The sequence below is a fragment of the Bradyrhizobium sp. IC3195 genome (genome assembly GCF_020193585.1).
In the GTDB taxonomy this organism is placed as follows: Bacteria; Pseudomonadota; Alphaproteobacteria; order Rhizobiales; family Xanthobacteraceae; genus Bradyrhizobium; species Bradyrhizobium yuanmingense.
The window spans coordinates 131,196-145,641 of the sequence record NZ_JADYVG010000008.1 but is presented as its reverse complement, the minus strand read 5'-3'; the positions used below and the strand labels follow the sequence as shown (position 1 = coordinate 145,641).

Here is a 14,446-nt window from a genome sequence, read left to right as displayed (position 1 = left end):
GCGCATCTAAGCCGCTTCAGCCTCCAGCATCTCCTCGCTACGCCTTTGATTGATGAGGTTCAACAGATGCGCCGAAGCTCGCGCATCGCACAGCGCTCTATGGTGATTTTCGAGCTCGATCCCGTAGATCTCGCAGAGCTTGCCCAGCCCGTAGGAGTTGTGCCCTGGATAGCGGCGCCTCATTCCGGCGCACGTGCAGAGCTTCGGAAACCGAAAGCGTCGCCCAATACGCTCGAATTCATAGGCAATGAAGCCGTAGTCGAAGCTGACGTTGTGAGCGACGAAGATGCCGTCGCCCATGAACTCCATGAAGCCGTCCGCGACTTCGGCGAACAGAGGTGCGTCCCGAACCATTTCATTCGTGATGCCGGTCAGCTGGACGATTTTTGCCGGAATTGCACGCTGGGGGTTAATGAGAGAGTGCCACTCGCCGACGACACAGTGGTTGCGGACCTTCACAGCGCCGATCTCAGTAATGCGGTCGCCATTTGACCATGAGCCGGTGGTCTCGATGTCGACAACCACGTAATCTTGCTCGGGGTCAAAACGGTATTCGACCCGGCCGATCTCAGCCATGATGCCGGCGGCGCCGAGTTGACGAAGGCGGGTCAGTTGGTTGCGGCGGATCACATCCCCTTCCGCCCTGACCTCCATGAAAGACGCCTTGCCGCCTTGCACCAGCATGAGGTCGGGGAAGCCGTCGCGCATGCCACGGAAATCGTCGCACATGCTGCGGACGATACTGGCGACGCCGGCTGGATCGGATCCTTCGAGCAGGGCGCGCAATGCCTCCACTTGCACGTGATCCCAACTGAAGATCCCGTTCGGGCGGCCCCATTTTGCTGCGACGGTGCGGAGAATCAACGGGAGGCCGGATCCGGACGCGATGGCTGCTAGTTTCTCGTCGATTGTCGCGGCGAAAAGCCGACTGAAGCTGCGGTCCTTCAGACAATGAGGTAGCCAGTCGAACCCGCTGGGCATCCGCATGTTCTCGAACAGCTCGTCCCAGAAGAGCAGGCCGAACAGCGTGTGCCACAATACGTTCTCAGTGAAGAAAACTTGGGTGCCCTCGCGCCGCAGCACGCCGGCGACGCCCGCTTCGGGATTGCCGCGGTGGGTATCGTCGACGGTAATCGTGCGGCCAGACCGCAAAAGTTCGGTGTAGAGGCCTGTACGCCTGCCGCCGAACTTACGGGCGTAGAAGTCGGTGGCGAAGAGATGCTCGCCGTCGCTCGCGGGATCATCGATCATCCGCTGTAGCAGCGCTTCGGCCTCGGCCTTGTCGCCGGTGTTGTAGAGCAGGCGAACCAAGCGCTCGCTGCAGTCGGGAGAAGGCCCGGCACGGTAGAGCTGCCGGGCGAGATCGCTCTCACCCGCCTTCTCGAAAAAAAGGCCGGTCTGATGCGCGGCTCGGCTGCGGAGATCGGCGGCGAACTGGGTGGTGCAGGCAGGCCCGGCGAGCACGTCGATGGCGGCCCGTCTGTGGGCAGTGTCTGATCCGTCCTCCAGACTGGCCAGCACCTGGCTGTAATGGAACGAGGCGAGAGCCTCCTCGGCATCGGTGAAGCGCGCGCTGAACGAGGTCTCGCGGTTGGTGCGGAGGATGCCTAAGTCGCGTAGCGCGAAGTTCTTCAGGCTCACCTCGGTCTTGCCGAAATACAGGTAGAGCAGGAACTCGATCGGACGCGTCCCGTCGAGCGCGATGAAGTTGCGGGCGCCGCAGTGCTGCGCCGCGACCGAGAAGGGGATGCTCTGTAGATAATAATCGATGAACTTCGGCTTCGACCACGATTTGCGGACAACTCCTCGCCCGGCCGCCTGCGCGCCAGTAACGAGGATGTCCTTTGGCAGGCATGAGACGAAGGCTGCATAGTCGGCCTCGCCGAGCTCGCGTGCGTGACCGGCCGCGGTCAGATTGGTTGCCGCCCGCTCGACGTCATCAATCTCGGGGTAGTTGAACAGGGATCTGTTGAATATGGCACCACGCCTGTTGATCATGCGGACCAGCAGACATCGTGCATCTCTCGAAAGTCCCTCGAACCGCGCTATGAAGGCGTGATGCTCCGGACCAAGCACCGGGGCGTACGTCCGCTGCACGAACCCCAGCATTTCGGCGAAGTGGTCGAGGTAATAGTAGACGGGCAGTTGAGGCAGTTTGGCCAAGCGGACCTTCGCGGCAGAATCGTTCGTTCTATTTCTGTTCTGATGCTGTCCTCAGAGTCAAGCGCCTCGACCGGCTACTGACCAGAGCCGCGGACATCTGTCGTCACGGGCCCCACGTCTTCCTTCACGCCGCGCGCGACGATCTGCAGCGCGCCGTCTGGAAGCGGGCGTTGTAGTTCCAAGGCTTCATCCGCCGGAGCCGTCATCCAGATCTCGACCTCTTCGCGCGTGGTCAGGATCACAGGCATTGCCTTCGGGTGGATGGCGAAGACTTCGGCATTCGCCTCTGTTGTGAGGAACGCATAGAGGTCGTTAGTGGTCTCGCCTTCCTTGACCTTTCTGACCGAGGTCCAGTTGGCGCAGATGCCTGCGAAGCAGGCGAGAGGGCGGCTCTCGTCGAGCGCGAACCAAATGTCGCCGCCCTCAGCCTTGTTGAACTCGCTAAATGAGTTGAATGGCACGACGCAGCGGTTCTCCACGCCCAGCCAGCGCGTCCAGTGCTTGCTCTTCACGTTGCGGATGTTCGTCGTGCCGCTGTCGGGCTCCATTCGGAGCAACTCCTTGAAATCGACGGTCTTGCCCTTGGCCTGCAGCTTCTCGGCCCGCTTCTTCGTCGCGTCCATGAGGGCCTTCGAAGATGACGGCATGCCCCAGCGAGCGGTCGCCAGCTCACGGCCATCTGGACCGTTTCGGACGATGGGCGCCTTGTAGTCGGGAAAGACGCCGGGCATAGGCGCGAGGTTGCCGACGTACTGGTTGACCACGCGGAACAGCGCGCTGATGGCGGCCTGGTTCGTGGTGATCGAGTAGAGATTGCACATAGTCACGTCTCGGGAGAAGCGGGGCGGGGATGGTGCGCGAGCTGCAGCAGCCTTGCGGAAGGGCGACGACCCGCCTTAGCACATTTGTTGCAGCGAAGCCTGCTGGCCAGATCGTGCACAAAGCTTGTCGCGGTGTGCGGCAATGCAGCCAGATCAACATCTCGTTTGGTCTTGCAGCGGGAGCATTGGATCTCGAGCCACCGGTAGCCGCCGTTGATTGCCTGATCGACGGTGGGCGAAGGATCGATGGGTTCGCCGTTCGCCCACATGCGTTCGTTCCAGCTCTCGCAGAGCAGGCGATCGGCGTCTTGATCAGCGCTTCGCCTTCGGCGCGAGCCGCTGCGGATTGCGCTGCGAGAATGGCGGTCATCGCGCGTGCTTTGCCGAGCTCCTTGCCTAAGGCCTTGCGATCGCCGCCGAGAGCGGCGTCGGGTGATGCTTCGGAGCCATTCGAGACGCAAGCCATCAATCAGACAGGCTCGAAGGACGGCCAGCAGCCGTCCTCCTCATATCGCCCGGTCCGATTTTGGCAGGTGTTGTTCAGCAGCCGTTGCCCGACCTCCTTCCAGATCGCGTGCTGCCCGTACAGGCGGACGGCATCGGCCTTCTGGATCTCAACAATGCGCTCGCACCGGCGGCAGGAAACGCGCAGGACATGCTGCGGGAGCTGGGACAGGTGAAGTCCTGCGGCCCGTCCCACAGGTTCGGCGTCAGCCGGCAGATCGTCGAGGATGGCGCGCCAGTATTCGTCTGGCATCTCGTCCTGCGGACCAGGCGGGCGCTCCCGTCCGACGGGATTACCCATTGACCTTGCTAGCTTTTCCATCTGTTTTGGGGTGGGCATCCGCCAACTCGCAGGTCGATCGCTCATGCTGCAAATTAGAACATAAAGAGAACAAAAGTCGAGTCCGAGCACGGAGACTGGCTAAAAATTTTGGAGCCGGAGGTGTCGGAACCAACCGCTATGGATCGTCTTGAATCCAAGCCACCTTGAAACGGAGTACTGCGTACATGGCCCCCGACGCTCACTGGGGCGCGCGCGATCGCTGCGTGCTGCGATTGGCATGACAGTGAGCCTTGGTTGCGGCTTCGCGACAGCAACATGCTGGGATGGCGCGCCGGTCGTCACGCCGCCGCCTTTCGACCCCGAGACTCATGCACGTCATTATCCCGAGCCGCCGGTCTCTATACGACTGGCAGCATCACGGGTTGCCGCACTCGCCGCCTAAGAGGCTGCCTGGACGGCTCGACAGTCCAGTTAAGTGAGCAGACCCACTTACGCCGACCGGACATACGTCAGGCATCCTGCTTTAAACGCGGGCCGCCGGCCGGTTCGACGGCCGGTTCTAGCGGCACTGCGCTGGGTTACCTATCGGGACGTGAAGTGAGGTCTGGCGTCATAGCGGTCGTCGGGAGAGCACTGCGCTCGCGCTGCATACGCAGCGCGAGCGCATCAGTCGTTGGCATCCGGATCCGGTGCGCGAGTGCGAACGGATCGAAGCCAACCCATGCGGCTAGTTGGCATCGGAGCGTGAGATCGAACATCTCTACCAAATGCCGGGTTGGGCGAGCTGCCATGTCTCAATCAGGCGTCAATAGATCCAACGTGACACGGCGCGACGAGATTCAGCCCCGCTTCAATGCTGACAGACCGATTCGGCTGCGAGCCGCAGCCCCACCTGTTCGGTGGCCTTCCGGCTTGGAAGCCCAATAATCCGCCGCAACTCGGCCGCGACCCCATCCAGCACCGCGCGCTTCTCATTCATCCGCTTTGAGTGATTGTAGACCTTGCCGGTGACGGTCGGAACGATCACGTCACCCTTGCGGATGACGGCATGATCGAGGCACTTGGCAATTGCGGAATCGTCAAAGCCGAGGTCGCCCGCGAGCGTTGCCGCCGTCCGCCTCAAATCGTGCGGCGTGAACGGCTTGAGGCCGAGTAGCTCGCAGAGGCCGGCAGTCTTCGTCTTGTCCTTGTTCTTCTCGTTCTTGGTGCCACGCAGGGCGTCGGCCATAGCCTTGCGGTGGATCGGCTGGCCCTTATACATCGGGCTCTCGAACACAAACTGCTGATCATCCGAGGTTAGCGCTTCCATAATGATCTCAACCGCCAGATCAGACAGCGGCTGCTGGATCACCCGCCGCTTCTTGACCCGCTTCAGCGGAACGTCGAAGCGCGGATGCTCGCCATCGAGGTCGAACAGCTCATCCCGACGCGCGCCGAGCAGCTCCCGTGAGCGGAGCATCGTGACCAACTCGAACTTGAGCGCCAGCCGGGTCCGTCGGTCATAGGGGAGGTCATTGCGGTCCAGCCCATGCCAAAAGATCCTGATCTCGTCTTCGGAGAGGACGCGGGTGCGAGGATGCTCCGGGTCGAGTTTCGGCAGGTTGACGCAGGGGCTGGCCGTCACATAGTCACGGCCGGCCTCGGCTGCCCAGTTGAACAGGCCGGAAGCTGCCTTGCGCATGTGGCGGGCGTTGCTCACCGAGGGCTTACCGAACTTGCCCGCAACGATGTCGTTCGAGAGCGTCGCGATGTCGTGCTTGGTGACCTCCATCGCCAGCTTCTTGCCGAGCCGGGGCCGGAGAAACCGTTTGAGGTGGCTCGCCGTATTCTCCCAGCTCTCCAGCCGCGGCCGCATCTCGCCGTCCGGCTTCTTGACCGGCGTCTTCATCCACTTGATGCGCTCGTCGATGATCTCAGCGACGGTCTTGCCGCGCTTGGCCTTCGTGGCCTTCTGGTCCCGGAAGGTCTCGGCGAGAGCCTCGCCGCCCAAACCCTTGAGCCCGTAGACCTTGCTGCGGGCGTCCTCGACGGTGAAGGTCTCGGGATTATAAACCCCGAGCCAGCCTGTGCGCTGCTTGCCAGTCTGCCGGTCGGTGAACTTGAAGGAGAAGGTGGCGACACCGGCCGTGGTGATGCTGACGTACAGGCCAGGGCACTTCCGGTCGTAGATCTTGGTGCGGCTGGCGACCCGCCTCTCGCACAGCCGGTCGGTCAGAATGACGCTGCTGTTGCGGCCCCGCTTGCCGGCGGGGGAGGGGACAATGGTAGTATCCATGTGGTTTCGGCTCCTAAGGCTTGGGACCAAAGGGCTCGGCTTTGAGGCTTTCAGTTTGTCGTGCGGACGCTGAAAGGTTTAGGGCCGGGCCCTTATTTTGGTGAAGCCTGCTGAAACAGCCCGCATCAGGGTAATTAAAAACAGCTTGTATTACAGGGTTTTCTTAGTTTCGGCGTGTTTCACCGAGTGCCAAAATATAGACGTGTGGTCCTGGCCGTCGTTGCTACGGTCAAGCTCTGGCGAATGCGGCATTGGCGTCAACCGGCGCGGTGCCGGTGACTTTCGCGGGAGCGAGGGAGGCCAGAGGGAACTCGGCTCCCGGGAGAGCGCGGCATAAGCCGTCCGACCATCGCGCAGGGAAGGCCGTGTGTTGGGCTTCACCTGTATGCTGCTGTGCGGTTCTTCCTGCGTGTGCTTTTCGCGCAGCGGACCGCGGGTGCCAGCCGGCACCCGGTCTTCCCTGCGCCCTCTTGGCTATGAGGGCGGCGAGACGAAGCAAAGCTCGGGCGAAGCAGCCGCGAGGCCGAGTACGCACGTCTGCGTCCACACATTCGGTGTCATCGCCCGGCTTGACCGGGCGATCCAGTACTCCGAGACGCCAGTGATTGAATCGAGAGGCCGCGGCGTACTGGATTCCCCGCTCCAGTGCGCGATTGCGTACAAGGCGGGGAATGACAGTGTTACTCGGAGAACGCACCATCGCCTCATCTTCGTCGTTCCGAACGCAGCACCACGCTCAGCTCTCGTGCCCCGGACGCAGCGCATCCGCGCCGGCGCCCCTTTGCCCGGCAATTCTGCCGGTGGACTCACCTCCTGCAATCCGGTTCAATGGCAACGAGCTTTCAGGCGATCGGCCAGGCCGGGTGGCGTGCCCCAACTTATACGAGAGCCTCCCGCGCCACTTGCGCGAAACCGTCGGGAGTGCTTTTTGCTGAAAGTTCCCCGTGGGGCGCGCATCGCCCCCGATCCAGAGAGATGAGATGAGCAAACTCGTTATCCGCGCCGGCGATTTCACCTTCGATGCCCGTTTCGAGGAGCAGGCGGCGCCCAAAACCGTCGCCGCCTTCCGCAAGGCGCTGCCGTTCGAAAGCCACATCATCCATGTGCGCTGGAGCGGCGAGGGCGTGTGGATGCCGCTCGGCGACCTCGACTTCGGCGTCGGCTACGAGAACCACACCAGCTATCCCGCCCCCGGCCAGATCATCCTCTATCCCGGCGGCATCAGCGAAACCGAGATCCTGCTGGCCTATGGCGGCGTGCACTTCGCGAGCAAGATGGGCCAGCTCGCCGGCAACCATTTCATCACGCTGACCTCGGGCCTGGAGAACCTCGCAACGCTGGGCAAGAGCGTGCTGTGGAAGGGCGCGCTGCCGATCCGCTTCGAGGAAGTCTGAGTGACCGAGCCCCGCTATCCGCGCGATCTCCGCGGCTACGGCCGCAACCCGCCGCATCCGCAATGGCCTGGTGACGCGCGGGTCGCGGTGCAGTTCGTCGTCAATTTCGAGGAGGGTGGCGAGAACAACATCCTGCACGGCGACCGCGCCTCGGAAGCCTTCCTGTCCGACGTGCTCGGCGCGCAGCCCTGGCCCGGCCAGCGCCACGCCAACATCGAATCCATGTTCGAATATGGCTCGCGCGCCGGCTTCTGGCGGCTGTGGCGGATGTTCAACGAGCGGAGCTGGCCGACCACGGTGTTCGGCGTCGCCACCGCGCTCAAGCGCAATCCCGAGATTGTCGCTGCGATGAAGGAGGCGGGCTGGGATATCGCCAGCCACAGCCTGAAATGGATCGAGCACAAGGACATGACCGAGGCGCAGGAGCGCGCCGAGATCGCCGAGGCCATCCGCGTGCATACCGAGGCGACCGGCGCACGTCCGCTCGGCTGGTACACCGGGCGCTCCTCGATCAACACCAACCGTCTCTTGATGGAGGAGGGCGGCTTCCTCTATCTCTGCGACTCCTATGCCGACGATCTGCCCTATTGGGTCAAGGGCGCCAGCGGCAAGCAGCTCATCATTCCCTATACGCTCGATGCCAACGACATGCGGTTCATCAACCCGCAGGGGTTTGCCGAGGGCGAGCAGTTCTACACCTATCTGAAGGACGCCTTCGACGTGCTCTATGCGGAAGGCGAAACCGCGCCAAAAATGATGTCGGTCGGTCTGCATTGCCGCCTCGCGGGCCGGCCCGGCCGCGCAGCGGGCTTGATCCGCTTCCTCGACTATATCGGCAAGCACGAGCGCGTCTGGGTGCCGACGCGGCTTCAGATCGCGCAGCACTGGCACGAGAAGCACGCCCATCTTGCCGCCGACGCATTCGAGATCGGGTGAGATGATGTCGCAGATTTCACTCGCCGATCTCAACGCTGCAAGCACGGCCGACTTCGTCGCGGCGCTCGCCAACGTCGTCGAATATTCGCCGTGGATCGCCGAGCAGCTCGCGGCAAAGCGGCCGTTCGCCGGCATCAACGAGCTGCACGCCGCGCTGATGGCCGCGATCCAGAGTGCCGAGCCTGACGTGCAGCTGGCGCTGATCCGGGCGCATCCCGATCTCGCCAACAAGACGCAGCGCGCCGCGGGCCTCACCGCGGAATCGACCGACGAGCAGAACAGCGCCGGGCTCGACCGGCTGTCGGATGCCGAATATTCCGCGTTCGAGCGGGCCAACAACGCCTACCGCGACAAGTACGGCTTCCCCTACATCGTCTGTGTGCGCCGTCACACCAAGGATTCCGTGCTGCGCGACTTCGAGGCGCGGCTGCTCAACATCGCCAAGACCGAGATAAGGCGTGCGATCGAGGAGATCGGCCGCATCTCGGCGCTGCGGCTCGACCAGCTGGTCGCCGCCGACGACAGGCTGAAGGTGCACGGCCGGCTCTCGACCCATGTGCTGGACAACCAGATCGGCAAGCCCGCACCTAGCATCCCTATCGAGCTCGTGGAGCTCGCGAGCCTTGGCGAGAACCGCGTCATCGCGCGCACGGTGACCAATGCCGATGGCCGCACCGACCAGCCGCTGATCGGCGGCCGTCCGCTGCCGATCGGCCGCTACGAGCTGCGCTTCAGCGTCGCGAAATATTACGCCGCGCGCAACGTGCCGCTGTCCGATCCGCCGTTCCTCGACGAGATCCCGCTGACTTTTGCGATCAGCGAGCCGGAAAGCCATTACCACGTGCCGCTGCTGGTCACGCCCTGGAGTTACTCGACCTATCGCGGCAGCTAGAGCACGATCCGGAAAAGTGCGTAGCGGTTTTCCGACAAGATCATGCTCAAAACAATAACCTAAAGCGCGATGACGATTCATCCTAGTCGCATCGCGCTTTAGACATGCTGTGCCGATGCGGCGGCTGACGCCGCGTCGGCCTCCGCGGCAGCGCCACCGCTCAATCCGTTGAAGAAGGCATTGAGCAGCACCGACACGACCGCGCAGAGCAGAATGCCGGACTCCAGCAGCGGGTGCAGATCGTGCGGCAGATTGCGGAAAAAACCGGGAGCAACGAGCGGTATCAGTCCAAAGCTGATCGAGATCGCGACAATGAACAGATTGTAGCGGTTGTTGCGGAAATCGACCGAGGCCAGGATGCGTGCGCCGGTGGCCGCCACCATGCCGAACATCACGAGGCCGGCGCCGCCGAGCACGACCAGCGGCACCGCCTCCACCAGCGCAGCGAGCTTCGGCAAGAGCCCGAGCACAAGCAGGATGCAGCCGCCCGTCACCGTCACCCAGCGCGAGCGCACGGCCGTGACCGAGACGAGGCCGACGTTCTGCGAAAACGAGGTATAGGGAAACGTGTTGAAGATGCCGCCGAGCAGCGTGCCGAGCCCGTCGGCGCGCAAGCCGCGGCTCAGGGCTTCGCGGTCGACGGCCTTGCCGGTGATCTCGCCGAGCGCCAGGAACATACCGAGCGATTCGATCATCACCACGATCATGACGATGCACATGGTGATGACAGGCACCAGGTGGAATTGCGGCATGCCGAAGCGGAAGGGAAGCACGAGTGCGCCCCAGGAGGCGGCGGCGACCTTGTCGAAATGCATCACGCCCAGAATGCTCGCGAGCACCGCGCCGGCGATGATGCCGAGCAGCACGGCCACGTTGGCGAGACACCCGCTGCCCCATTTGATCAGGCCGAGGATGACGAGCAGCACGAACAGCGAGATGCCGAGCCCCTGCAATTGCCCATAGGCTGGATTGGGAAAGCTGCCGGGAACGCCGTCGACCACCTTCGTCAACGTCGGTAGGCCGCCGCCGGCCCAGTTGATGCCGACGCGCATCAGGGAGATGCCGATGATGAGAATGATGGTGCCGGTGACGACGGGAGGAAACAGCGGCAGCAGCCGGCTGACGAACGGCGCAACGACGATGCCGAACAGGCCGGCGGCGATCACGGAGGCGTAGATGCCGAGCAGGCCGATTTCCGGTAAAGCTGCCATCGACAGCATCGGGCCGACCGAAGCAAAGGTCACGCCCATCATCACGGGCAGGCGGATGCCGACGCCGGGGAAGCCGAGGCACTGGACCAGCGTCACAAGTCCGCAGGCGAACAGGTCGGCGCTGATCAGGAAGGCGACGTCCTCCGGCGGCAGCTTCAGCGCGCGGCCGATGATGAGGGGGACCGCGACCGCGCCGGCATACATCACCAGCACGTGCTGGAGCCCGAGCGCGAGCAGGCGCGGGACCGGCAGGACCTCGTCGACGGGATGGACGTCGTTGCTCATGGATGTATCCCCCGAAACATCTATCTAGCCAAATTTGTCATGGAGCGCCGGAAACAGCCGGTCCGGCTTGAAGGGCGGCGCAGTAAAGCGAATGCCGGTGGCGTCTGCGATCGCGTTGCCGAGCGCGGCGGCGACCGGATTGTAAGGGCTCTCGCTCATGGACTTCGCGCCGAGCGGGCCGATCGTGTCGGACGTCTCGGCGAAGAGGACCTCCGTGCGCGGCACGTCGGCGAAAGAGGGCAGGTGGTAGTCGCGGAATTTCGGATTGGTGACGCGCCCGCTCGCGTCGATCACCATCTCCTCGTAGAGCGCAGCGCCGAGCGCCTGCGCCACGCCGCCTTCGACCTGTCCGCGGCACTGCATGGGATTGGCGACGACGCCCGCGTCCGCGGCGTGCACGCTCCTGAGAATCCGGAGCTCGCCGGTCGCCTTGTTCACCGCGACGCGAAAGCCCTGCACGTTGAACCCCACCGATCGCGGCGTGCCGCCGGACGTGCCGCTGCCTGCGAACGGCCGGTCGCGCTCGCGGGCGAGCTTCGCCAGCTCCGTAAAAGGCATGCGGCGGACGCCGCTGACGACGGAGTCCGCATCGAGCGCGCAAGTCTCCACATCGCACAGCCAGGCGCCGGCGGCTGCCGCCTTCAGCTCGCTCGCAAGCTGCATGGCTGCCGCATGCGTCGCCTTGCCCGCAACGAAAGTGCCGGCGCTGCCATACGCGCCGGTGTCGTGGCCGCCATGGGCGGTGTCGGACTGGCGCAGACGAATCTTGTCGACGGTGGTCGCCAGCGTGGTCGCCGCGATCTGGCGATGCACGGTGCTGGTGCCGTTGCCGAACTCGGCCGTGCCGACGGTGAGGTCGAAGCCTCCGTCGTCGTTGAGCGCGATCGTTGCATCGGCGAAGTGGCCGGCCGGCGGCACGGTGTCGATCATGGTCAGCGCGATGCCGTCGCCGATCAGCCAGTCCGGCGACAGCGCCGGCTGCGGGGAATCGACCTGCATCGCGCGCTCGACGAGATCGAGGCACTGGTCGAGCCCGTAGGAGCCGTAGAGCACGTCGTGATATTCGGAGGGCGGCGGCGACAGCATGGGATCGCCAGGCCTCACGATATTGCGCCGGCGCATCTCGTAGGGGCTGATTCCGAGCTGCTCCGCCAGTTCGTCAATCGCCGCTTCCACCGCGATCAGCGCCTGCGGCAGGCCATAGCCGCGAAACGCGCCCGCCGGCACCGTGTTGGTGTAGACGGCGACGCCGTCGACCCGCTTGTTCGGGCAATTGTAGACGGCGATGGACTCCGCCAGCGCGTGGAACATCACGGGGCCGGCGTGATTGCCGTAGGCGCCGGTGTTGGAGAGCACGTCGAGCTGGAGCGCAGTGAGCTTGCCCTCGCTGTCCGCGCCAGCCCTGACGTGGATCCGCATCGGATGCCGCGTCGAGGTCGCGATGAACTGCTCCTCGCGTGTCAGCTCCAGCTTGACCGGCCGCCCGGTCTTCAGCGCGGCAAGCGCCAGGATGTCCTCGACGAACATCTCCTGCTTGCCGCCGAAGCCGCCGCCGACGCGTTCGCAGAACACGCGGACCTTGTCCATGGGAAGCTGGAAGATGTCCGATAGCGCACGCCGGGTCAGGAACGGCACCTGCGTCGAGGTGCGGACGTTGAGCACGCCGGAATCATCGAGCCAGGCAAGGCCACCATGGGTCTCGAGCGCAGCGTGCTGCACACGGTGACTGTGGAAAGTGGCCTCATAGGCAGCGGCGGATGTGGCGAGCGCCGATGCAACATCGCCGAATTCGCCATGCGTCTCCGCGACCAGGTTGCGCTGGGCATCGGCAACGCGGTTCGCGCTGGTGCGATCGGGATGAATGACCGGCGCACCCGGGGCCATCGCCAGCTCGGGATCGATCAGCGCCGGCAGGATCTCGTAACTGACTTTCAGCTTGCGGCACGCCGCCTCGGCGGCGGCTTCGGTCTCGGCGACGACGGCGGCAACCTTCTGGCCGATGAAACGGACGACGTCATCGAGGACGCGGGTATCCTCCGGGTCCATCCAGTCCTTCTCGTGCCGCGCCGTCGAGATCAGGACGGACGGCGCATCCTCGTGCGTCAGCACGGCGTGCACTCCGGGGATGCTCAGCGCGTCCGACTTGTCGATCGCGACGATCCTGGCGTGCGCATGCGGCGAGCGCAGCAGCTTGATGTGCAGCAGACCATCGATTGCGGTGTCGAAGGTGTAGCGTGCCGTGCCGCGGACCACGTCGGGGCCTGCGGGGGCGGGCAGGCTGCGGCCGAAGGCGGCGCCGGCCTCGACGCTCGTCTCGACATTGGTCTTGCCGAGGATCGCGTCCTCGATCGACCGATAGCCGGTGCAGCGGCAGATATTGCCTTTCAGCGCCGTGCCGAGATCGGTGCGCTGCGCCTGGTTCAACGAGGCGCAGGTCAGGATCATGCCGGCGGTGCAGAATCCGCATTGAAAGCCCTGTGCATCGAGAAAGGCCTGCTGCATCGGATGCGTGCCGTGATCGCCGCCAAGGCCTTCGATCGTGGTCACGCTGCGGCCCTCGGCCCGGAACGCCGGGATCAGGCAGCTGTGCACCGGCTCACCGTCGAGCAGCACGGTGCAGGCGCCGCAGTCGCCGGCATCGCAGCCCTTTTTCACGCCGAAATGGCCGAGCTCGCGCAGGAACGTGCGCAGGCACTGGCCGGCGCGCGGCTCCTGGGAAAATGCCTTGCCGTTGACCTCCAGGCTCATGCGGGGGGCGCTCCCAGCAGCTCGCCGCGAATCTCCTCGGCCAGGCGCATCGTCATGTGCTTGCGCCAGAGTGGCGCGCCATGGATGTCCGTGTGGTACAGATCATCGGTAATCTCCTGCATGAGCGCGGCGCGCAGCGCGCCTGCGTCCGGGGCTTTGCGGAAGCGCAGCTGGATCGGCCGCACCGTCGACGCGGTGACCGTGAGTGTCAGCGTATCATCGGCTTCGAGACTGCCGATCAGCAGCGCCGCGGAGCGGCCGACGGGCGCCAGCGAGATCTGGCGGAAGGCCGTGCGGCGCTTCAGCGCGGGAAGCGGGATGTCGATCTGCCGGAGCAGGTCGCCTGGCGTCAGGCGATTGCGCTGGTTGCCGGTGACGAATTCGGTGACCGGAAGCCTCTGTTCACCGCCGCCGGCCTTCCAGATGGTGCAGACGCCGTCGAGTGCCGACGTCAGCGAGATCATCGGTCCCGCCGGCAGCGACATGCAGAGATTGCCGCCGACGGTCGCGGTCTTCCAGATCTTGAACGAGGCAAGGAAGGCCCGGCAGCACTGGTTGATCAGCGGCGCTGCGAGCCAATCAGAGGGGCAGGCGAGTCCATCGAGCTCTGCGATGGTGCAAGTGGCGGCGATCGAGAGGTGGCTCTCTGTGATCGCAAGTGCCGGCCATTTCAGATCGGTGAGATCGATCAGTCGCGTCAGATGCGTTTGCGGCTCCGAGAACAGCCAGGTGCCGCCCGCGAGCCAAGCATCACCTGCCGTCCAAACGGGCAGCTGCGCGCGCGTTTGCGGATGGGCGACGGCTGTGATGGTATTCAAGTCCATGGCTGCGCCAACGCTTCCGACGGTTGAATGGTCCGAGCGAAGTGTTGCAAGACGGGAGCCAAGTGGCAACAACAAGTCGAAGCAAGGACGCAATCGTCCTCGGCCTTGCA

10 protein-coding genes and 1 pseudogene are annotated in these 14,446 nt (G+C 64.2%); 3 read left to right on the top strand and 8 right to left on the bottom strand.

Annotated features, from left to right (window positions below; translation table 11 throughout):
- Positions 1-6 precede the first annotated feature (6 nt).
- The 5 genes and pseudogenes from I6F09_RS17975 to I6F09_RS17955 all read right to left on the bottom strand — a co-directional run bounded on the left by I6F09_RS17975 (position 7) and on the right by I6F09_RS17955 (position 6,046).
- The gene (locus I6F09_RS17975; RefSeq protein ID WP_225188659.1) at positions 7-2,163 is read right to left on the bottom strand and encodes an exonuclease domain-containing protein; all 2,157 of its coding nucleotides are present in this window, start codon (positions 2,161-2,163) and stop codon (positions 7-9) included.
- 74 nt (positions 2,164-2,237) lie between these two features.
- Positions 2,238-2,984, bottom strand: coding sequence for an SOS response-associated peptidase family protein (locus I6F09_RS17970; RefSeq protein ID WP_225188658.1), 747 nt, complete (start codon positions 2,982-2,984; stop codon positions 2,238-2,240).
- Between the two features lie 2 nt (positions 2,985-2,986).
- Positions 2,987-3,434: pseudogene (locus tag I6F09_RS17965) on the bottom strand (hypothetical protein).
- A 19-nt stretch (positions 3,435-3,453) separates the two neighbouring features.
- Positions 3,454-3,741 (bottom strand): hypothetical protein, encoded by a 288-nt coding sequence (locus tag I6F09_RS17960; protein WP_346730119.1) that lies wholly within the window; start codon positions 3,739-3,741, stop codon positions 3,454-3,456.
- 880 nt (positions 3,742-4,621) lie between these two features.
- Complete coding sequence (locus I6F09_RS17955; protein WP_225188656.1) at positions 4,622-6,046, bottom strand: site-specific integrase; 1,425 nt, start codon at positions 6,044-6,046, stop codon at positions 4,622-4,624.
- Between the two features lie 980 nt (positions 6,047-7,026).
- On the opposite strand from I6F09_RS17955, the gene I6F09_RS17950 reads away from it, so the two are divergent.
- From I6F09_RS17950 to uraD, 3 genes are read left to right on the top strand one after another with little or no spacing between them, the layout of a single operon-like run.
- Positions 7,027-7,440, top strand: a complete 414-nt coding sequence (locus I6F09_RS17950; RefSeq protein ID WP_036045261.1) for a DUF3830 family protein — start codon at positions 7,027-7,029, stop codon at positions 7,438-7,440.
- Positions 7,441-8,376, top strand: a complete 936-nt coding sequence (gene puuE, locus I6F09_RS17945; protein ID WP_109142962.1) for an allantoinase PuuE — start codon at positions 7,441-7,443, stop codon at positions 8,374-8,376.
- 4 nt (positions 8,377-8,380) lie between these two features.
- Complete coding sequence (uraD, locus tag I6F09_RS17940; RefSeq protein ID WP_225188655.1) at positions 8,381-9,268, top strand: 2-oxo-4-hydroxy-4-carboxy-5-ureidoimidazoline decarboxylase; 888 nt, start codon at positions 8,381-8,383, stop codon at positions 9,266-9,268.
- Between the two features lie 98 nt (positions 9,269-9,366).
- Here the strand turns inward: uraD and I6F09_RS17935 are convergent, their stop codons facing one another.
- From I6F09_RS17935 to I6F09_RS17925, 3 genes are read right to left on the bottom strand one after another with little or no spacing between them, the layout of a single operon-like run.
- Positions 9,367-10,764 carry a nucleobase:cation symporter-2 family protein gene (locus tag I6F09_RS17935; protein WP_225188654.1) on the bottom strand — a complete coding sequence of 466 codons (1,398 nt, stop codon included), beginning with the start codon at positions 10,762-10,764 and terminating at the stop codon, positions 9,367-9,369.
- A gap of 24 nt (positions 10,765-10,788) precedes the next feature.
- Entirely contained in the window at positions 10,789-13,512 is a 2,724-nt protein-coding gene (locus tag I6F09_RS17930; RefSeq protein ID WP_225188653.1) for a molybdopterin cofactor-binding domain-containing protein, read from the bottom strand.
- On the bottom strand, positions 13,509-14,336 hold the full coding sequence (locus I6F09_RS17925; protein WP_225127634.1) for an FAD binding domain-containing protein: 828 nt from the start codon (positions 14,334-14,336) through the stop codon (positions 13,509-13,511). Before I6F09_RS17925 ends, I6F09_RS17930 begins: the two co-directional genes overlap by 4 nt.
- Positions 14,337-14,446 lie beyond the last annotated feature (110 nt).

Bases quoted from the DNA above. Each gene is read 5' to 3' on its own strand.
- I6F09_RS17970 (WP_225188658.1), bottom strand. From the start codon at position 2,984: ATGTGCAATCTCTACTCGATCACCACGAACCAGGCCGCCATCAGCGCG.
- I6F09_RS17960 (WP_346730119.1), bottom strand. From the start codon at position 3,741: ATGCCAGACGAATACTGGCGCGCCATCCTCGACGATCTGCCGGCTGAC.
- I6F09_RS17955 (WP_225188656.1), bottom strand. From the start codon at position 6,046: ATGGATACTACCATTGTCCCCTCCCCCGCCGGCAAGCGGGGCCGCAAC.
- I6F09_RS17950 (WP_036045261.1), top strand. From the start codon at position 7,027: ATGAGCAAACTCGTTATCCGCGCCGGCGATTTCACCTTCGATGCCCGT.
- uraD (WP_225188655.1), top strand. From the start codon at position 8,381: ATGTCGCAGATTTCACTCGCCGATCTCAACGCTGCAAGCACGGCCGAC.
- I6F09_RS17935 (WP_225188654.1), bottom strand. From the start codon at position 10,764: ATGAGCAACGACGTCCATCCCGTCGACGAGGTCCTGCCGGTCCCGCGC.
- I6F09_RS17930 (WP_225188653.1), bottom strand. From the start codon at position 13,512: ATGAGCCTGGAGGTCAACGGCAAGGCATTTTCCCAGGAGCCGCGCGCC.
- I6F09_RS17925 (WP_225127634.1), bottom strand. From the start codon at position 14,336: ATGGACTTGAATACCATCACAGCCGTCGCCCATCCGCAAACGCGCGCG.